Below are 18,681 nucleotides of genomic sequence, written 5' to 3'. Positions count from 1 at the left end.
TGCCGCAGCCTTCAAGCGAACAGGTAGCTCTCCAGGCTGAGACTGCCCAGCTGCCAGCCTTCGAAGACCGGCTCGGGCACGGATCCAGCCGCGCCGACGGCCACGAACAGGGGGTCCAGATGCTCAGAGGTGGGCACGGATTCCGTCGCACCAGGCGCCTTCCGCCAGTCCGCGAGGGCCTCGAGGTCCCCGGCTTCCAGGCGGCCGCGCACCCAGGCCTGGAAGGCCAGGCCCCAGGGCTGCGGGGCGGAAGCATCCTGCCAATCCAGGCGGCGGAGGTTGTGCACCACGCCCCCACTGCCCAGGATAAGCACGCCGGATCGCCGTAGGGGAGCCAGGGCCCGGCCTGCGGCCAGGAGCCCTTCCGGGGTCCGGGGCCGGGGTAGCGAGAGCTGCACCACGGGAACTTCCGCGCCGGGGGCCAGGTACCGCAGGGGCACCCAGGCGCCATGATCCAGGGGACGGTGATCGTCGAGCTCCGCCTCCAGGCCCGCGGTGTTCAGGAGGCCGGCGGCTTCGGCGGCCAATTCGGGGGATCCCGGAGCCGGATAGTCGAGGGTGTAGAGCTCCTCCGGGAACCCACCGAAATCATGCATGACGCCAGGCCTCTTCGCAGATGAGAGGTGCATCGGCCCCGCCGCCTCCCAGTGGGCGGAGCAGACGAGAATGCCCCTCAATGGCGGCAATCGGAGGCCGAGGGCGGACACGGCCTTGCCCCAGGCGCCTCCTTCCAGGGCCAGCATGGGTGATCCGTGGGCGAGGAACAGGGTGGGGAGAAGCGGGGAGTCAGCCATGGAACAAGCATGGTTCCAAAAATGAATGTTTCAACTCCTTTTTTTGAAATTCACGCTCGGCCTTTCCGCGGCCGATTGGAGGGTAAGCTAAGAGGCATCAGCTACTGGAGCCCGCATTGAACCTCAGGCTTGGCGTGAATATCGACCATGTGGCCACCCTCAGGCAGGCCCGCGGCGGCCACGAACCCGAACCCGTGGCGGCGGCCCTGCTGGCCCAGAGCGCCGGGGCCCACGGCATCACCGTGCATCTCCGGAGCGATCGCCGCCACATCCAGGACCGTGACCTCCGCGTCCTGAAGGAGGTTCTCGCTATCCCCCTGAACGTGGAATGCGCCGCGACGCCGGAGACTCTGGAAGCGGTGGTCCCGTTCCGGCCCTCCTGGATGACCCTGGTGCCCGAAAGCCGGGAGGAACTCACCACCCAGGGAGGCCTGGACGCCATCTTCCTCCAGGGCATGCTGCGCCCGGTCATGCGGGAGCTCCGCAGCGCGGGGATCCATGTGAGCCTGTTCGTGGATCCCGTGCTGGACCAGGTGAAGATGGCCGCCAAGCTGGAGGCCGACGCGGTGGAGCTGAACACGGGGATCTACAGCGACCTGCCCATGGATTCCGACCCGACACTGGAACTGGGCCGGATCCGCGACGCGGCCCGTCTGGGCAGCCGGCTGGGCCTGCGCATCCTCGCCGGGCACGGCCTGACCCTCCAGAACGTGGGACCCATCGCCGCGATTCCCGAGATCGAGGAACTCAACATCGGCCACAGCCTCATCGGACGGGCGGTGCTCGTGGGCCTGGAACGGTCTGTGGAGGAGATGCTGGCCGCCATGGCGGAGGCCAGGCCTTGAGCAATCTCCGCGGTACCCTGGAGAGCATTTCCCTCACCGATGTGGCGCAGCTCCTGCACGCCAACCGGAAGACGGGCATGCTCCAGGTCACCTCGGGAAAGATCAGCGGCGTGCTCTACTTCTCCGGTGGCGAGGTGATCCACGCCGAGACCGTGGCGGCGCGGGGCGAGACGGCCGCCTTCGAGATCCTGGAATGGGTGACCGGCCACTTCGAGTTCCTCGCCACCCAGATCCAGGCCCCGGCCTCGATCCGCCGCACGGTGCCGGATCTGCTCATGGACTCCGCGCGTCTCCAGGACAGCCGCCGCCGCTTGCATGGCATCTTCCCCAGGCTCACGGCGGTGCCCTGGCCCACCCTGCGTCCGCCTCAGCTCCTTGAGGGCATCAAGGTGTTCGCTGAGGATCGCCGGGTCATGCCCTTCTTCGACGGCTACCGCGACTTTCAGGACATCATGGCCGCCACGGGACAGAACGATGTGACCGTGCTGCAGGCGGCCTCCCTGCTCAAGGAGGCCGGCCGCCTCGAAGTGCTGGAGCCGGACGCCCATGTCACCGTCGCCGAGCTGAAGACCGGCCTGTTCAAGAAAGGCGACCACCTCGGCCTTCCGGCCGCCATGGAAGGCTGGTGGACCGTCCTCGGCCCCTACCGCCACGGGGTCAGCAACCTGAGGGTCATCTGGCCCAAGGGGCCCGCCGTGGAGCGGGTGGAGTTCATGCCCGGGCTCGCCGAGAAGCACGTGGCCATCCCCCGGGAGCTGATGCAGGCCTGGGGGCTCTCCGAAGGCGCCCACGTGAAGGTGCGGCCGGCACCCTGATTCGAGATCAGATCAGGGTGATCGCCAGGTCGCCGACGCCCTCGATGCCGCAGGTCACGCGGTTCCCGCGCACCAGCGCCCCCACGCCCGAAGGCGTGCCCGTGAAGATGAGATCGCCGGGCGCCAGGGCCACATAGGTGGAGAGGTGGGCGATCACCTCCGCCACGTTCCAGGTCATCTGGGAGAGATCGCCGCGCTGGCGGTCGGCGCCGTCCACGGCCAGCCAGATGGCGCCGATGGCCGGATGGCCGCAGCGCGAGGCCGGCATCACCGCGGACACGGGCGCCGACTGGTCGAAGCCCTTGGCCATCTCCCAGGGCTGGCCCTTGTCCTTGAACTTGGCCTGGAGGTCCCGGCGGGTGAGGTCGATGCCCACGGCATAGCCGTAGACGCAAGCCAGGGCCTTCTCCGCGGGGATGTCCCGTCCACCGCCGCCCAGGGCCACCACCAGTTCTACCTCGTGATGCAGGTTGGAGGTGAGGGGCGGGTAGGCGATGTCACCGCCGCGCGGCACCACCGTATCCGACGGCTTACCGAAGAAGAACGGAGGCTCCCGGTCCGGATTCCCGCCCATCTCCCGCGCGTGGTCCGCGTAGTTCCGACCCACGCAGTAGACCCTGCGCACGGGAAACTGGCCGTCGGTATCCACGACCGGAAGCGTCGGTGCGGTGGGGGCGGGAATGACGAATGTCATGGGGAAGCTCCTAGCCTTTCGCCCGGGGATGGGCCTTTTCGTAGGTCCGGGCCAGCTCTTCCAGGCCCAGATGAGTGTAGCGCTGGGTGGTGCTCAGGCTTGCGTGGCCCAGCAGTTCCTGGATGGCGCGCAGGTCCATCCCGCGGTTCAGCAGGTGCGTGGCGAAGCTGTGCCGAAGGGCATGGGGGCTCACCCGCGATCGCACCGCCGCCGCCTCGAGGGCCGACCGCAGCAGGGCCCGCACGCTGGTGGGCGTGAGCCTGCCGCCCCGCTGGTTGAGGAAGAGGGCCGGGCTCGGGGGCAGTTCCTTCTGCGCGAGGAAGGCGGACCTTAACCCCAGGTAGGCATCCAGGATGGCCGCCGCCTGCGCGTGGTAGGGCACCAGGCGCTCCTTGCGCCCCTTGCCCAGCACCCGCAGCGTCCGCTGCTCCATGAGCAGATCCTGCAGGTCCAGGCCCACCAGCTCGGAGACGCGCAGGCCCGAGGCGTAGAGCAGCTCCAGCAGGCAGGCCAGCCTCGCCGAGGGGAAGTCCACCGCGGGCGGGAGGTCCAGCAGGGCCTGGCTCTCACCCTCCGTGAGGAAGGCGGGCAGCCTCTTGGGCTGCTTGGGGTTCCGCAGACCCGAGGCGGGGTTCTTCGAGATGCGCCGGGTCTCCCACAGCCAACGGAAGAAGGTGCGGGCCGTCGAGAGGACGCGGGCCTGGCTGGCGGGATCCAGCCCCCGGTCCCCCAGCTCCAGCGCGAAGCCCCGCACCGTGCGCGGGCTCACCTCCCAGCCACCCCACTGGCAGCGGACGGCGTGGTCCAACAGCTTGTCCAGATCACCCATCTGGGCGCGAGCGGTGTGCGGTGACACGCCCCGGGCGCGCTGCTCCAGGTGGAAGGCCTGGATGCCCTCCCCCAGCGGTGCCGCGCCCTTCCCTGCTACCATGTCCACACATCCCCAAGTGTCTGGAGTCATTGTGGCGCAGCCAGTAGAGACCATTGCCCAGCTTTTCTATGCCGCTGCGGAGAGGAATCTTCCGGATGCCCTGGCGTCCAAACAGAACGGGGTCTACGTGCCCATTTCCCATGCGGAGGTGGTGGCCCGGGTCGAGCGGCTGGCGCTGGCCATGGCGGCCCATGGGCTCAAGGCCGGAGACCGGGTGGCCTTCCTGTCGGAGAACCGCCCGGAGTGGGCCATCGCGGACTTCGCCTGCGCCATCCAGGGCATCCCGGACGTCACCATCTACGCCACGCTGAACGCCGAACAGGCCGCCTACATCCTCAAGGACAGCGAGGCCCGCTGGGCCCTCTGCTCCACCCGCGAACAGCTGGACAAGGTGCTGGGCCGCTGGAGCGAGCTTCCTCGCCTCGAGGCCGCGGTCCTGATCGACGGCGAGTTGCCCGCGGACACGGGCCGCGCCCTGTTCCTGTGGTCCGACCTCCTGCGCGAAGGAGAGGCCATGGAGGCCCGCCGTTCCGAGGTCCGCACCTGGGGCGAGCAGCGGAAGCCCTCGGACATCCTTACCCTCATCTACACCTCCGGCACGACCGGAGATCCCAAGGGCGCCATGCTCACCCACGGCAACCTGGTCTCCAACGTCCTCGCCTCCCGGGCCACCGTGAGCAACATTGGAGAGGGCGAGCGGGCCCTGAGCTTCCTGCCCCTCACCCACATCTTCGAGCGCATGGCCGGCCACTTCCTGTGGTTCCACGCCGGCGCCTCCATCTACTACGCCGAGAGCGTCGCCACCGTGGCGGCCGACATGCTGGAGGTCAAGCCCACGCTCATGGCCTCGGTCCCGCGCATCTACGAGAAGATCTTCGCGAAGATCTACGACACGGTGTCGGCGGGCAGTTTCATCAAGCGACTGATCTTCCACTGGGCCATGCTGGCGGGCCGCCAGGCCGTGCCCTACCTGATGAAGGGCCAGGAACCGCCTTCCTGGAAGGGCATGTGGTACCGCACCGCCAAGGCCGTGGTCTTCGAGAAGATCCGCCAGCGCACCGGTGGGCGCCTGAAGATCGCCATCAGCGGCGGCGCGCCCCTGGGCGGCAAGATCATGGAGTTCTTCTGGATCATCGGACTGCCCATCCTCGAAGGGTACGGGCTGACCGAGACCAGTCCCGTCATCACCGTGAACCGCCTGGGCGACGTGATTCCCGGCTGCGTGGGAAGGCCGCTCTACCAGGAATGGGAAGGACGTCCCTTCGTGAAGATCGCGGAAGACGGCGAGATCCTGTGCCAGGGGCCGAACATCATGGTGGGCTACTGGAACAACGAAGCGGCCACGCGGGAGGCCATCGACGCGGACGGCTATTTCCACACCGGCGACATCGGCCACCTCGACGACCAGGGGCGCCTCTACATCACGGACCGGAAGAAGGAGCTCATCGTCACCAGCGGCGGCAAGAAGGTGGCCCCCCAGCCCATCGAGAACATGCTCAAGGTGGACAAATACATCTCCCAGGCCGTGCTCATCGGCGACAAGCGGAACTTCATCAGCGTCCTCATCGTGCCGAACTTCGACAGCCTGGTCCGCTGGGCCGGCTACAAGAAGATCACCTTCAAGAGCCACGCCGACCTCATCCAGAACCCCCTGGTGTACGCCAAGGTCGGCAGCCGCGTCGAGCGGATCAACGAGCGCCTCTCGAACTACGAGCGCATCAAGAAGATGACCCTCCTCTCCGAGGAGATGACCCTCGAAGGCGGCCAGCTCACCCCTTCCCTGAAGGTGAAGCGCCGCGTCATCAATGAGATGTACGCCAAGCAGATCGAGGCGATGTACCAGGAACCCAGGATCTGAACCGGTTCAGGTCCGGCCCTGACGGGCCAGATACCGCCGCACCGCCTCCTGGGTCTCCGGGGCCTTCATGCCGGCTTCGGTGGCGATCCGCATCGCCTCGGCCACGGGCATGCCCTTGTCGAGCACCAACCATGGGCAGACGGCCGCGGCGGCACGGTTGCCATTGCTGCAATGGATGACGACCTTCGAGCCCTTCGGCATGTCCCGCAGGACCGACCTCAGGAAATCGAAGTCCGCGGCGGGGGGCGTCTTGCTGATGGCGTACCGCAGGTAGTGGATGCCCAGATCCTGCAGGCGGGAGGACTCGGACTCGCAGTCCAGATCAGGCTCGTCGTCCCGGCGGAGGTCGATGACGTGGGTGATGTGCTCCTTCTTCATGGCCACGCAGGTCGCCGGATTGGGCGGTCCCTTCAGGACGAAGATGCCGGAGCGCACTTCCACCGAGTTGGGGATGGCCGGCTCTCCGGCCTGGAGCACGAGCGCCGGGAGCAGGAGAAGCATGGTCCGGAACATGGAACCCTCCGCGAGATCGCCTGGATGTCCAGGCCGGTTCGCGGAGACCACCGGAGGGGCCTTCGGCTGCGGAGCCAAGGCCCGGGCGGGCGGGTCTCCACAGTCCTTAATGTAGGCCCTGTGGTCAGCTATTCAATGGCAGACGTCACACCGTCCTGGAAAAAGGCGTCTTGGCACTGAGCTTGGCCAGGTAGGCGTCGAAGGGCTGCACCAGGTTGCGCACGAAGCGCCGGCCGAGCTGGGTGATGAAGATGCCCTCGGGCCGGACCTCCACGGTGCCCTGGGAGACTTCCTCCTCCAGCTGGGCCACGGCATCGGCGAACATGACGGGGCCGTCCACGCCGAACTTGGCCTTGAGGTCGTCCCACTTCAATTCGAAGTGGCCCATAAGGTGGTGGATGACCCATCGACGCAGCTCATCGTCCTCGGACAGGCGGTGGCCCTTGTGGACCGCCAGGTGGCCGTCGGTGATGCTTCGCTCCCACTTGGCGAGGATCTTCTCGTTCTGGGAGTAGACTCCCGCCACGTTGGAGATGGCGCTGGGTCCGAAGCCCACCAGGTCCGTGCCGGCAGCCACGGCGTAGCCCATGAAGTTGCGGATGAGTCGGCCTTCGTTCACAGCCTTGGCCATGGGATCGTTCGGGTGGGCGAAGTGGTCCATGCCGATGGCCACGTAGCCCGCCTTCTCCAGGATGTCCGAGGCCAGAAGGAGCAGGTCCAGGCGCAGATCCGGGGAGGGCAGCGTCTCGGCGGGGATGCTCCGCTGGAAGGGCATGATGCTGGGCAGGTAGGCGAAGCCGTAGATGGCCATGCGGTCCGGCGACAGCTCCAGGGTGGACTCCAGGGTGCGGCGGAAGGTGTCCATGGTCTGACCCGGCAGGCCGTAGACCAGGTCCAGGTTCACGCCCTCAAAGCCCAGGTCCCGGCACTGCTTCATGGCGGTCAGGGTGTGGTCCCAGGTCTGGCCGCGGGTGATGAGGGCCTGCACGTTCTCGTCCAGGTCCTGCACGCCGAAGGACACCCGGTTGAAGCCCAGCTTGCGGAGCGTCGGCAGCTGATCGGGCTCCAGGAAGGTGGGATCCACCTCGATGGCGATCTCGGCCCCGGGCTGGAACTCGAAGCGCTCCTTGAACAGGTTGAAGGTGCGCGTGAGATCCGCCGCCTTCAGGTAGGTGGGCGTGCCGCCACCCCAGTGCAGCTGGAGGGCCTTGCGGCGGTCCTTCAGGCGGGCGCAGACGAGATCCAGCTCCTTCGTCACCGCGGCGAGGTAGGCCTCCACGGGATCGTACTGGGGGCTCACCACCACGTTGCAGCCGCAGTAGGCGCAGCGACGCGGGCAGAAAGGGATGTGCAGGTAGAGCGACAGGGCCTCGTCCTTGCGGGCGTCGGCGCGCTCCAGGGCCGAGAGGACCTCGGGCTCCGGGAAGTCGTCGGACCAGGCCGGCGGCATGGGATAGCCCGTATAGCGCGGGCCGGGGCGGTCGTAGCGGCGAATGAGGTCAGCTAGCTGGTTCATGCCTTCACCTCGTCAAGGACGGCGGCCACCACGGCGGGATCGGTCTCGGGCACGAGCCCGTGGCCGAGGTTGAAGATGTGCGGGTGGCCCTTCATGGCGTCCACGATGGCCCGGGCCTTCCGCTTGGCGGTGTCCGCCCCGGCCAGCAGCGCGATGGGGTCGAGGTTGCCCTGGAGCACCATCTTGGGGAAGCGACGGCGGGCCTCGGTGATGGGCACCTGCCAGGGCACGGCCAGCCCCTTGCAGGGCAGCTGGTTGAGGCTGTCCGGCAGGTAGCCCGTGCGGGCGAAGAACAGCGTCGGGGCCGCGCTCACCTGGGAGAGCGTGCGCTCCACAGAGGGCAGAGCGAAGGTCGCGTAGTCGTCCGCGTCCAGCTCCCCGGCCCAGGTGTCGAAGAGCTGCACGCCCTGGGCGCCGGCCTCGATGTGCAGGTTCAGCAGGCGGGCGGCGGCGTCCGCCAGCTTGTCCAGCCACTTGCGGGCCAGCACCGGCTCCTGGTGGAGGAAGGCCTTGGCCTTCGCCCAGGACTTGCTCCCCTTCCCCTCGATGCCGTAGGCCAGCAGGGTCCAGGGGGCGCCGGCGAAGCCGAGCATGGTCACCTTGGCGGGCAGCTCCTTCTTCACCTTGCGGATGGCCTCGCAGACCGGCTCGAACACCTTCTCGTCCAGGGGCCGGTCGATGTCGATCTGGTCCAGCGTCTTGCCGATGCGGGGCCCGCCTTCGGGGATCGTGACCTCGCAGCCCAGGGCGTCGAGGATCACCAGGATGTCGCTGAAGATGATGGCGCCATCGATCTGGGGGAAGCGGCGGATGGGCTGCAGCGTCACCTCCGCGGCCAGGTCCGAGTCGTTGAGCAGCTGCTCGAAGGTGGCCTTGGCCCGCACGGCGCGGTACTCGGGCAGGAACCGCCCGGCCTGGCGCATGAACCACACCGGGGGCTTGTCGAGGGCTTCGCCGTTCAGGACGCGGAGGAGGGGCTGGGTCATCACATCACCAAAAACATGTCATCACAGAAACCGGGGAAGGCGCGCGGGGAAGTGGCCTGCGCCTTTGGAAATCAGGCGAATTCTTTGGCCACGGCGGCCACGGCCTGCTTGAAGTGGGCCAGCTCGGGCTCGCCGTGGGCGGCGCCGAGGAAGGCCACTTCGTAGCCGCTGGGCGGCAGGTAGACGCCCTGGCCCAGCAGGGCCTTGTGCAGGCGGTTGAAGGTGCTGATGGCCTCGCCCTTCACCGCGTCGCTGCGGCGCACACCGTCCTGGAACAGGGGCCAGAGCAGGCTGCCGTAGCGGGGGCAGTGGAGGCCAGGGATGGCCTCGAAGGCCGCGGCCCACTTCGCGGCATTGGCTTCCAGGCTCGCGTAGAAGGCCGGCGTCAGCTTCTCCATGGTGGCGAGACCCGCGGCCATGGCCACGGGGTTGCCCGACAGCGTGCCTGCCTGGTAGACGGGCCCGTCCGGCGCCACGACGCCCATGATGTCCTTGCGGCCGCCGTAGAGGCCCACGGGCATGCCGCCGCCGATGATCTTGCCATAGGTGGCCAGGTCCGGCGTGATGCCCAGGCGCTCCGCCGCGCCGCCGGGGGCCACACGGAAGCCGCTGATGACCTCGTCGAAGATGAGGACCACGCCATGCTTGGTGCAGAGCTCCCGCAGCCGCTTGAGGAACTCGGGGCGCTGGAGCAGCAGGCCGTTGTTGGCGGGGATGGGCTCGATGATGGCCGCGGCCAGCTCGTTCCCGATCTCGGCGAAGGTGCGCTCCAGGGTCTCCAGGTCGTCCAGCGTGACCACGGAGGTCAGTTCGGCGATGCCCTTGGGCACGCCGGCGCTGGTGGGGGCGCCGAAGGTGATGAGGCCCGATCCCGCCTTCACCAGCAGGCCATCGCTGTGCCCGTGGTAGCAGCCTTCGAACTTCAGGATGCGATCCCGGCCCGTGAAGCCGCGGGCGGCGCGCAGGGCGGACATGACGGCTTCCGTGCCCGAGGACACGAAGCGCATCTTCTCCACGAAGGGCACCATCTCCTTGATTTTGCGGGCCAGAGCCAACTCGCGGCGGCTGGGGGCGCCGAAGGTGAGGCCCTCCTGCATGGACTCGGTCACGGCCGCCAGGATGTCGGGGTGGGCGTGACCCAGGATCAGCGGGCCCCAGGACATGCAGAGGTCGAGGAACTTCTGGCCGTCCTCGTCCTCGAACCAGGCGCCGCTGGCCTTCTTGAAGAACTTGGGCGTGCCGCCCACGGCCCGGAAGGCGCGCACGGGGCTGGAGACGCCGCCGGGGAAGTGCGTCAGGGCTTCTTGGAACAAGGTGTCGTTGCTCATGAAAACCTCAAATGATTTCTGTCCACAGATTCCACAGATTTCACAGATTAAGAAAGCAACTAAGGGCGGGAGGCATCGGAGATCTCAGCAGTCCAATCTGTGTGAATCTGTGAAATCTGTGGATGGCTCCTTTCTAGGAAATCCAACCCTTTTCGACTGCCTCGCGGCCGGCGTAGGTGACGATCATGTCGGCGCCGGCGCGCCGGATGGCGATGAGGTGCTCATACATCAGCTGGTCGCCGTTCACCCAGCCCAGGCGGTCGGCGGCCTTGACGCTGCTGAACTCGCTGGACACGTGGTAGGCGCAGATGGGCGCCAGGGTGGCCTGGCGCAGGCGCCAGATGAGGTCCAGGTTCGGCATGGCGGGCTTGACCATGAGCATGTCGGCGCCCTCGTCGATGTCGAGCAGGGCATCCCGCAGGCCTTCACGGGCGTTGCGGGGATCCATCTGGTAGGTCTTCCGGTCGCCGAACTTGGGGCTGCTGTGGGCGGCCTCGCGGAAGGGGCCGTAGTAGGCGCCGGAGTGCTTGATGGCGTAGCTGAGGATGCTGGTCCGGGTGAAGCCGTGCTGGTCCAGCAACGCGCGGATGGCCGTGACTCGGCCGTCCATCATGTCGCTGGGGGCCACCACATCCGCGCCGGCCTCGGCATGGCGCAGGGCCATCTCCGCCAGGATCGGCAGCGTGGGATCGTTCACCACCACGCCATCGTCGTCCACCAGGCCGCAATGGCCGTGGCTGGTGGCGCCGCAGAGGCAGACGTCCGTCATGACGATGAGATCCGCGCCGAAGGCCTGCTTCAGGGCCCTGACGGTCTTCGGCACCACACCCTGGGCGTCCTTCACATAGGCCGCATCGGCGCTCTTGAGGGCATCCTCGGGCACGCCGAAGAGCAGCACGTTCGTGAGGCCCATCTTCAAGTCCTTCTCCACCTGACGGACCGTCTCCTCCACACCGGCATTGAAGATGCCCGGCATGCTGGAGATCTCGGACAGGCCCGGCTGGGGCTGCACGAAGTGGCCCTGGATGAGGTGGCGCGGACGCAGGTCGGTCTCGGCCACCAGGTTGCGCATGGCGGCGCTGGCGCGGAGGCGGCGGGAGCGGTTCAGCATGGGGATTCCTCCTTCTTCAGGTGCTTCGCGAGCATGGCCCAGAGCAGGCTGGGCTTGGGCTCGCAGTGGGCGTGCGCGGGCGCACCCGCCCGTGCGAAGGCTTCAGCGGTGGCCTCGCCCCAGGCGAAGCGCTGCACGCCGATGGCGATGGGCGCGAGGATCTCCGCCTGGAAGGGGCTCAGGGCCAGCACGCCCGCCACGTCCGGCAGCGGCGGGAAAGGATCGCGGGCCACCTCGCGGTGCGTGATCCAGGGATGGATCCGCCAGGCACTTCCCCGGGTCGCCGCTTCCAGGTACTCGCGGCTCCGTTCGCCCCGGGCCAGGATGAAGTCGCCCCCCTCGGGGAACCGGGTGCGAAGAAGGTCCCACAGGGCCTCGGCCCGGGCCTCGGCGGGGAGGTGGATCTCCAGGTCTTCCCGTCCCAGGGCCTCGGCCGTGCCGGCCCCCTGGAGCAGGCAGACCGTCCCTGCTGGGAGGGCCGCGGAGGCGACCTTGGCGCCGGCGGGACTCAGGGCCACGAAGGCCTGGGCCGCTTCGAATGGCATCGGGAGGGCCTGGGCCATGACCTTCAGGCTGGTGAAGGCATAGGGCACGGGCTCCCAGCCGGCCTTGCGCACCGTATCCGCCAGCGGGTGCTGGGCGGGCCTGGCCAGAGCCAGGCGGGGCGCGGCGGTGGAGGTCATGACAGGCCGATGCCCTGGAGGACGGTCTTCAGCAGGACGGCGTCATCCGTGCCACGCGCCTCGGCACGGCGGAGCTCCCCGGCCGGCGCGTAGGCCGCGCGAAGCAGTAGGCTGCCGTCCGCCTGTGGCGTGGCCAGCGCGCCCAGGGGCTGCTGGCAGCCGCCGCCGATGCCAGCCAGGACCTGGCGCTCGAGGGTGACGCAGCGGGCGGTCAGGATATCGTGGACTTCGGCCAGGACCTCCACGAGATCAGGACGGTCGGCCCGGGCCTCGGCCAGCAGGGCCCCCTGCCCCGGCGCCGAGGGCAGCTCGTCGGGCGTCAGGGGCCGCACCGTGAGGCCGGAAAGGTCGAGCCCCAGGCGCTTCAGGCCCGCGGCCGCCAGCAGGGTGGCGTGGATGGGCGCGTCGCGCAGCACGCCATCTCGCACGCGCTGGAGGCGGGTCTGGACGTTGCCGCGGATCCAGGTGAACTTCGCCTTGGGGAAGAGCTGGCTGAGCACGCGCTCGCGCCGCACGGCGCTGGTGCCGATGGTGAGATCCTCGGGCGCGTCCGGCCGCATCACCAGCCAGTCAGAGGGGTCCTCCCGCTTGGGGATGCAGGCGGAGACGATGCCCGCGGGGCGCTCGAGCGAGACATCCTTCAGGCTGTGGATGAGGAGATCCGCCGCGCCGGCGGCCATGGCGTCTTCCAGCTCCTTGGTGAAGAAGCCCCCGCCCACTTGCTTGTCCAGGGGGCCCTGGAGCCACTGGTCACCGGAGGTGGAGAACTTCCGCCAGGACACTTCGTAGCCCTTCGATTCGAGGAACCTCACCAGAGGCTCGGCCTGGCCCACAGCCAGGGCGGATCCGCGGGTGGCGACGGTGACGTGCTTCATGGTTTGGTTGCCTCTCCGTTCGGGTCCGGTTTGGGCTGGGTCTGGATGAGGGCGCGGAAGGCCAGCGTGCGCCCCCGGGTCAGGATCTCCTTGAGGGCCTCGCGCTGGGCCTCGTCCAGCCCCTGCATGGAATCTTCCAGGGCCTTCACCTCGGCCTCCAAGGCGCCCCAGGCGGAATCCAGGCGCTCCTGGGCGGAGGCGAGGTGGCGCTTGTGGCCCCGAGCGTGGGCGCGGTGGCGCAAGCGACCGGCGGCCCCCACCAGGAAGGCCTCGGCCTTGGTGGCCGCCTCGGCCCGCTGGGCCCGCGCCGTGGCGGTCTGGGCCAGGAAGGCGGAGAGGTCCACGCGATGGACCCAGGGGAGCTGCTCCAGGCCGGGCTCGGAGTCCGGCGGCAGGGCCAGGTCGAGGATGCGGAGGAGGGGGCGCTTGAGGGTCTGCCATGCATCCAGGGTGAAGATCGGCTCGGGCGCGGCCGTGGCGCTCACGATGGCCTGGAATCCAGCGGGGTCGCGCTGAAGCAAGGGGAGATCCACCACCGCCAGACCAAGAGGATCCGCCAGGTCATGGGCCTTGCTCTTGGTGCGATTGGCGACGGACACCTTGAAGCCGCGCTCCGGCAGGCGCTCGGCCAGATACTGGGTCATGGGGCCCACGCCCACCAGGGCGATGGCCGAGCCCTCCGGCAGCCCCTCGCAGAGGTGCTTGAGGGCCACGGTGGCCACGCTGACGTTGCCGTCGGCCAGACCGAGGCGGGACCGCAGCCGCTGGCCTTCGCGGATCACGTCCTCGAAAACCGCCTGGGCCTCGTCGCCGGCCACGCCCACCTGGCGGGCCTGCTCGAGGGCGTCCTTCATCTGGCCGGGGATCTCACGATCGCCCAGGTTGGCGGACTCCAGCCCCGCGGACATGGCGAGCAGATGCACCCAGGCCTCTTCGCCTTCATAGCGGCGGACCCCTGGTCCCGGATCCAGCGCGGCGGGATCGCCGCCCCACACCATCCAGAGCACCCGCTGGCAGGTGGCCAGGTACACCAGTTCCCGGGCACCGGAGGCGCGCTGCCAGTCCCGCAGGCGGGCCGGCACGCCATCCCGCACCACATGCTGGGCCACCTGCTCCAGATCGTGGATGGGAGCGTGGAAACTGAGGAGGACGGGTTCCATATCGGATCCGATTGTCAATTGGCCCTGAGCGGGCAAGGTCACCAGTTCGTCATGGCGCCACGAACGTGGCGGTCATCACAACGATCATCCCCGGAAGATCTCCTCGATGGCCTGCCAGTCCCATTCCGCCAGCGGCGCCACCGAGCCCTCCCGAAGCGCCTGCTGGGTGAGCCAGGCGTCGTAGACCACCAGGGCGCACATGGCTTCCGCCACCGGCACGATGCGCGGCGCGATGCAGGGATCGTGGCGCCCCTTCGTGGAGATGTCCGCCGCATGGCCGTCGCGGTCGATGGTCTTCTGGGTCTTCGAGATCGAGCTGGTGGGCTTCACGGCCAGGCGCACCACCACCGGAGCGCCGGTGCTGATGCCGCCCAGGGTGCCGCCGGCATCATTCTTCAGGGGCCCGTCCGGCCCCAACGGATCGTTGTTCTCACTGCCGCGGCGGCGGGCGCTCTCGAAGCCCGCGCCCAGCTCCACACCCTTCACGGCGCCGATGGACATGCAGGCCAGGGCCAGCAGCCCATCCAACTTGCCGAAGGCGGGGTCGCCCAGCCCCACGGGCAGCCCTTCGATCCACACTTCGCAGACGCCCCCCACGCTGTCGCCGTCGGCCAGAGCCGATTCCACGGCGGCGCGCTGGGCGGGGAAGGCCCCGGGGTCGGCCACGCGAAGGGGGTTCGATTCCACGAAGGCCCAATCCACCGAGGCCCCGGCGATGCCCGCGATTTCGCGGTTGAAGCCGCGCACAGACACGCCCATGCCTGCAAGCTGCTGCCTGGCCCAGGCGCCGGCGGCCACGCGGGCCAGCGTCTCCCGGCCGCTGCTGCGCCCGCCTCCGCGCGGGTCGCGGATCCCGTACTTGCGGTCATAGGTGAGATCCGCGTGGCCGGGCCGGAACAGGTCCGAGATGGCCTTGTAGTCGCCGCTCCGCTGGTTCTCGTTGAACACCACCAGCGCGATGGGGTGCCCGGTGGTGCACCCTTCGAATACGCCGCTGAGCACCTGCACGCGATCCGCTTCGTTCCGGGGCGTCACCAGGTCCGACTGGCCGGGGCGCCGGCGGTCCAGCTCCTTCTGGATGGCCTCCAGGTCGAACGGCAGCCCCGGCTTCACGCCGTCCATCACCACCCCGACCGCCGCCCCGTGGCTTTCGCCGAAGGTGACGATGCGGAAGGTGCGGCCGAAGGAGGAGGGGGAATCGAAGAGCATCCCCCAGTCTAATTCAGGCCTCCGACAAAAGTGCCATGAGCTGGGGGCCCACGGCCTCGATGCCATACCGGGCCCGGCAGGCCTGATCGGCGGCTTCCCGGCGCCGGTCCGCTTCGGCGTCGTCGAGACGCCACACCTGCGCCAGAGCTTCCGCCAGGGCCTCCGGGGAGAAGGCGTCAACCACCCACCCGAGCCTGCCCCCGTCCAGGATCTCCAGGGGACCGCCATGGTCTGGGCCCACCATGAGGAGCCCCTTGGCCGCGGCCTCCGGATAGACCATGCCGAACGGCTCATCCAGCGTCAGCAGGGCCAGGACGTCGCAGGCTTCGTAGACGCGGCGGAGCTCCGCGTCCGGGAGGTAGCCGTGGAACCGGACTGACCCTGCCCTGCAGCTCGCGGCCGCCAACTGTTCCAGCCGTTCCTGGAGGGGACCCGTCCCCACCACGTGGAGCTCACAGGGAACCGGGCTGGCGGCCTGGAAGAGGGCGAATCCTCGGATGACGGTATCGATGTTCTTCAGCACCTCCAGGCGGGAGTGGACCAGCACCCGGCGCACGGAGCGTTCCAGACCCGCGCGGTTCCGGCCACCCTCGGGGAACCGCACGATGGGATAGATCACTTCCTCCCGGCACCGGCCGTAGATGCGCCGGGCATTGTCCCGGCTGAACTCGCTGATGGCGTAGATGAGATCGAGGCCCTTCACCACCTCCAGGTCGTAGTCGTGGCGGGCCCGCAGGCCGGTGTTCCCCGCCATGGCCCGATCATGCGCCGCCAGATCCTTCGCGAAGAAGATGGTGGCTTCCTCCGGGCCCCTTCCTCCCGAGGCCAGGACCCTGGCCACCAGGGCCGGGTTCGCCTCGCGGCGGTGGATTCCGCGCGGGGGTTCATTGCATTGCCAGATCTTGCGGGCGCGGATGGGGGCCGCCCCCAGCATGGCGCTGGACGGGAAGTTGTGCGCGATCACCAGGTCGTATGACTTCAGGGCCGCTGCGGCGCGAAGCCCGCGGCGCCGCAGCTTGGCCATCCGGGACCATCCGTAGAGGGCGTCGGTCCAATGCCGCTTCTCCACCGTATGCACCGGGATTCCCGCCAGGCGCTCCCCCCAGCGATCGGCGTCGAACCCGAGGGTGATGATCTCCGGCGCGGCGCCCTGAGCCCGGAAATGCTGCGCCTGGGCCGCCACCAGAAGCTCGGCGCCACCGACCGTCTCGAAAGCTGGGTGGAACACGCCAAGGCGCATCGAATTCCCCTCCGTGATCCGCCCACGCCTTGGGCTGAAAGAGCTTGATGTTAGCATTTCCCCACCTTTCGAACGGCGCGGCGCAGGACAGGTCCCCGCCGCCTTGAATTCATCTCTGTATGGATGGAGCCACACGCATGAAAGTTCTGGTGGTCGGAGGGTCCGGATTCGTGGGGCGGGCCCTTATTTCGCGCCTCCTGGAAGCCGGCCATGAGGTCGAATCCTGGGACCGGGCCCGAAGCGAGGAAGCGCCCGGACTTTGCTGCAGGGCCGTGGACCTCCTGGGTCAGGATCCGTTGCCGCTACCCGGCGATCACCCCTGGGAGGCGGCCTTCCACCTGGCGGCCTACTCCGTTCCCGGCATGAACTGGACCCAGGACCTGGTCTTCGCCAACCTGCGCATGACCGCCCGAGTCTTCGACCACTTGGCGGCGGTGGCGCCAGGGTGCCGCGCGATCTTCGCCTCCAGCGCCTTCGTCTATGCGCCGAGCGACCATCCCCTCAAGGAGACGGATCCGCTGGGATCCACCCACCCCTACGCCCTCTCCAAGCACCTGGGGGAAACGTGGGCGCTGAGCCACCGGAAGGTCCTGAAGGTGTTCATTGTGCGTCCCTTCAATCAGCTCGGCCCAGGCATGGCCCCTGGCCTCCTGGTGCCTGAGCTCCTGGACCGCATCCGTCGCGGTGAGAATCCCATTCGCATGTTGGGCCGCGACGACATCCGCGATTTCCTCGATTGGCGGGACGCCATGGACGCCTACCTGCGACTTCTGGAGGTCGACGCCCCCAGCGGCTCCATCTGGAACCTTTGCTCTGGCCGACCCACCAAAGTGTCTGAGCTGGTTCACGGCCTGCTGAGGGCCTGCGGCGAGGATCGCCCGGCCCTGTTTGCGAACTCCGAGGTGGAGACACTGGTTGGCGACCCCTCGCGGCTCACGGCGGATACGGGCTGGGTTTCCCGTCGCAGCCTCGAAGACACGCTTCAGGCCATCGCCCACGCCCGGTGAACCTCCGGCGATCGCCATTTCTCCATTCCCATCCGGCAAGGTAGAGTGAACGATTCCGCTTCGAGGACCCCATGCAGAAGACCGCACTCATCACCGGCGTGACTGGCCAGGACGGCAGCTACCTGGCCGAGCTGCTGCTGTCGAAGGGCTACCAGGTCCACGGCGTGGTGCGCCGGGCCAGCCTCTTCAACACGGACCGCATCGACCACCTGCACGTGGGCGAGGCGCCGGATCCCGCCTTCTTCCTGCACTACGGCGACCTGTCCGACGCCGGGGCCCTGCGGAACCTGCTGGACGAGATCCAGCCTGACGAGGTCTACAACCTGGGGGCCCAGAGCCACGTGCGCGTGAGCTTCGACCAACCCGAGTACACAGTGGATGTGGTGGGCGTGGGCGTCATCCGACTGCTGGAGGCCATCCGCAGCTACATGAAGCACACGAAGAAGCAGATCCGCTTCTACCAGGCCGGCAGCTCCGAGATGTTCGGCAGCGCCAAGCCCCGGCAGCACGAGGGCACCCGCTTCGAGCCCCGCAGCCCCTACGCCTGCGCCAAGGTCTACGCCCACTACCAGGTGATCAATCACCGGGAGAGCTACGGCCTCTTCGCCTGCAACGGCATCCTGTTCAACCACGAGAGCCCGCGTCGGGGCGAGACCTTCGTGACCCGCAAGATTACCCGGGCTGCCACGCGCATCAAGCTGGGGCTCCAGGACAAGCTCTTCCTCGGCAACCTGGACGCCAAGCGGGACTGGGGCTTCGCGGGGGACTACGTGGAGGCCATGTGGCGCATGCTCCAGCAGGATGCGCCGGACGACTATGTGGTGGCCACGGGCGAGAGCATCAGCATCCGCGACTTCCTGGGCCTCACCTTCGGGCGGCTGGACCTGGACTGGCAGAAGCACGTGGAGATCGATCCCCGCTACTTCCGTCCCGCCGAGGTGGACCACCTGGAAGGCGATCCGTCCAAGGGCCGGCGCATCCTGGGCTGGGAGCCCAAGACCGACATCCGGGCCCTGGCCGCGATGATGGTGGATTCGGACCTCAAGCTGGCCCAGAAGGAGCAGGTGCTCCGCGAAGCCGGCCACGCCGAGGCGCCCCGCGCCGGGTACCGCTGAC

General features: G+C 68.4%; 18 protein-coding genes. 5 read left to right on the top strand and 13 right to left on the bottom strand.

What is annotated here, in order from left to right; all coding sequences use genetic code 11:
• Positions 1–11 precede the first annotated feature (11 nt).
• On the bottom strand, positions 12–794 hold the full coding sequence (locus MLE64_RS01670) for a DODA-type extradiol aromatic ring-opening family dioxygenase (protein ID WP_243315112.1): 783 nt from the start codon (positions 792–794) through the stop codon (positions 12–14).
• A 116-nt stretch (positions 795–910) separates the two neighbouring features.
• Between MLE64_RS01670 and MLE64_RS01665 the strand changes: the two genes are divergently transcribed.
• The gene (locus MLE64_RS01665; protein ID WP_243286398.1) at positions 911–1,639 is read left to right on the top strand and encodes a pyridoxine 5'-phosphate synthase; all 729 of its coding nucleotides are present in this window, start codon (positions 911–913) and stop codon (positions 1,637–1,639) included.
• Positions 1,636–2,454: a DUF4388 domain-containing protein gene (locus tag MLE64_RS01660; RefSeq protein ID WP_243315110.1), complete on the top strand. Its 819-nt coding sequence runs from the start codon at positions 1,636–1,638 to the stop codon at positions 2,452–2,454. The genes MLE64_RS01665 and MLE64_RS01660 overlap by 4 nt, the downstream gene beginning before the upstream one ends.
• Before the next feature lie 7 nt (positions 2,455–2,461).
• On the opposite strand, the gene MLE64_RS01655 is transcribed toward MLE64_RS01660, so the two are convergent.
• Entirely contained in the window at positions 2,462–3,148 is a 687-nt protein-coding gene (locus MLE64_RS01655) for a fumarylacetoacetate hydrolase family protein (protein ID WP_243315109.1), read from the bottom strand.
• A gap of 10 nt (positions 3,149–3,158) precedes the next feature.
• A complete protein-coding gene (locus MLE64_RS01650) occupies positions 3,159–4,079 on the bottom strand; it encodes a tyrosine-type recombinase/integrase (RefSeq protein ID WP_279342844.1) in 921 nt (306 codons plus the stop codon).
• Between MLE64_RS01650 and MLE64_RS01645 the strand changes: the two genes are divergently transcribed.
• Complete coding sequence (locus tag MLE64_RS01645) at positions 4,039–5,937, top strand: AMP-dependent synthetase/ligase (RefSeq protein WP_341482249.1); 1,899 nt, start codon at positions 4,039–4,041, stop codon at positions 5,935–5,937. The two genes, MLE64_RS01650 and MLE64_RS01645, sit on opposite strands and share 41 nt — an antisense overlap.
• A gap of 6 nt (positions 5,938–5,943) precedes the next feature.
• Here MLE64_RS01645 and MLE64_RS01640 read toward each other — a convergent pair whose 3' ends face one another.
• From MLE64_RS01640 to MLE64_RS01595, 10 genes are all read right to left on the bottom strand, one after another.
• Complete coding sequence (locus MLE64_RS01640) at positions 5,944–6,450, bottom strand: protein-tyrosine phosphatase family protein (protein WP_243315101.1); 507 nt, start codon at positions 6,448–6,450, stop codon at positions 5,944–5,946.
• 145 nt (positions 6,451–6,595) lie between these two features.
• Positions 6,596–7,966, bottom strand: coding sequence for an oxygen-independent coproporphyrinogen III oxidase (gene hemN, locus MLE64_RS01635; protein ID WP_243315099.1), 1,371 nt, complete (start codon positions 7,964–7,966; stop codon positions 6,596–6,598).
• A complete protein-coding gene (gene hemE, locus MLE64_RS01630) occupies positions 7,963–8,952 on the bottom strand; it encodes a uroporphyrinogen decarboxylase (protein ID WP_243315097.1) in 990 nt (329 codons plus the stop codon). The genes hemN and hemE overlap by 4 nt, the downstream gene beginning before the upstream one ends.
• A 71-nt stretch (positions 8,953–9,023) precedes the next feature.
• Positions 9,024–10,280, bottom strand: a complete 1,257-nt coding sequence (gene hemL, locus MLE64_RS01625; protein ID WP_243315096.1) for a glutamate-1-semialdehyde 2,1-aminomutase — start codon at positions 10,278–10,280, stop codon at positions 9,024–9,026.
• A 133-nt stretch (positions 10,281–10,413) separates the two neighbouring features.
• On the bottom strand, positions 10,414–11,391 hold the full coding sequence (gene hemB / locus MLE64_RS01620) for a porphobilinogen synthase (protein ID WP_243315094.1): 978 nt from the start codon (positions 11,389–11,391) through the stop codon (positions 10,414–10,416).
• Positions 11,385–12,074: a uroporphyrinogen-III synthase gene (locus tag MLE64_RS01615; RefSeq protein WP_243315093.1), complete on the bottom strand. Its 690-nt coding sequence runs from the start codon at positions 12,072–12,074 to the stop codon at positions 11,385–11,387. The genes hemB and MLE64_RS01615 overlap by 7 nt, the downstream gene beginning before the upstream one ends.
• Positions 12,071–12,949, bottom strand: a complete 879-nt coding sequence (gene hemC, locus MLE64_RS01610) for a hydroxymethylbilane synthase (RefSeq protein WP_243315091.1) — start codon at positions 12,947–12,949, stop codon at positions 12,071–12,073. The genes MLE64_RS01615 and hemC overlap by 4 nt, the downstream gene beginning before the upstream one ends.
• A complete protein-coding gene (locus MLE64_RS01605; RefSeq protein WP_243315089.1) occupies positions 12,946–14,109 on the bottom strand; it encodes an NAD(P)-binding domain-containing protein in 1,164 nt (387 codons plus the stop codon). Before MLE64_RS01605 ends, hemC begins: the two co-directional genes overlap by 4 nt.
• Positions 14,110–14,193: 84 nt before the next feature.
• Positions 14,194–15,318, bottom strand: a complete 1,125-nt coding sequence (gene aroC, locus MLE64_RS01600) for a chorismate synthase (protein WP_243315087.1) — start codon at positions 15,316–15,318, stop codon at positions 14,194–14,196.
• 13 nt (positions 15,319–15,331) lie between these two features.
• Positions 15,332–16,558: a glycosyltransferase family 4 protein gene (locus tag MLE64_RS01595; protein ID WP_243315085.1), complete on the bottom strand. Its 1,227-nt coding sequence runs from the start codon at positions 16,556–16,558 to the stop codon at positions 15,332–15,334.
• Positions 16,559–16,695: 137 nt separating this feature from the next.
• On the opposite strand from MLE64_RS01595, the gene MLE64_RS01590 reads away from it, so the two are divergent.
• Positions 16,696–17,565 carry an NAD-dependent epimerase/dehydratase family protein gene (locus tag MLE64_RS01590; protein ID WP_243315083.1) on the top strand — a complete coding sequence of 290 codons (870 nt, stop codon included), beginning with the start codon at positions 16,696–16,698 and terminating at the stop codon, positions 17,563–17,565.
• 71 nt (positions 17,566–17,636) lie between these two features.
• Positions 17,637–18,680 (top strand): GDP-mannose 4,6-dehydratase, encoded by a 1,044-nt coding sequence (gene gmd / locus MLE64_RS01585; RefSeq protein WP_243315081.1) that lies wholly within the window; start codon positions 17,637–17,639, stop codon positions 18,678–18,680.
• Position 18,681 lies beyond the last annotated feature (1 nt).

It is taken from the genome of Geothrix paludis (assembly GCF_022808815.1).
GTDB classification, from domain to species: domain Bacteria; phylum Acidobacteriota; class Holophagae; order Holophagales; family Holophagaceae; genus Geothrix; species Geothrix paludis.
The sequence above is the reverse complement of the archived record's forward strand: the minus strand, read 5'-3'. Positions and strand labels throughout refer to the sequence as shown.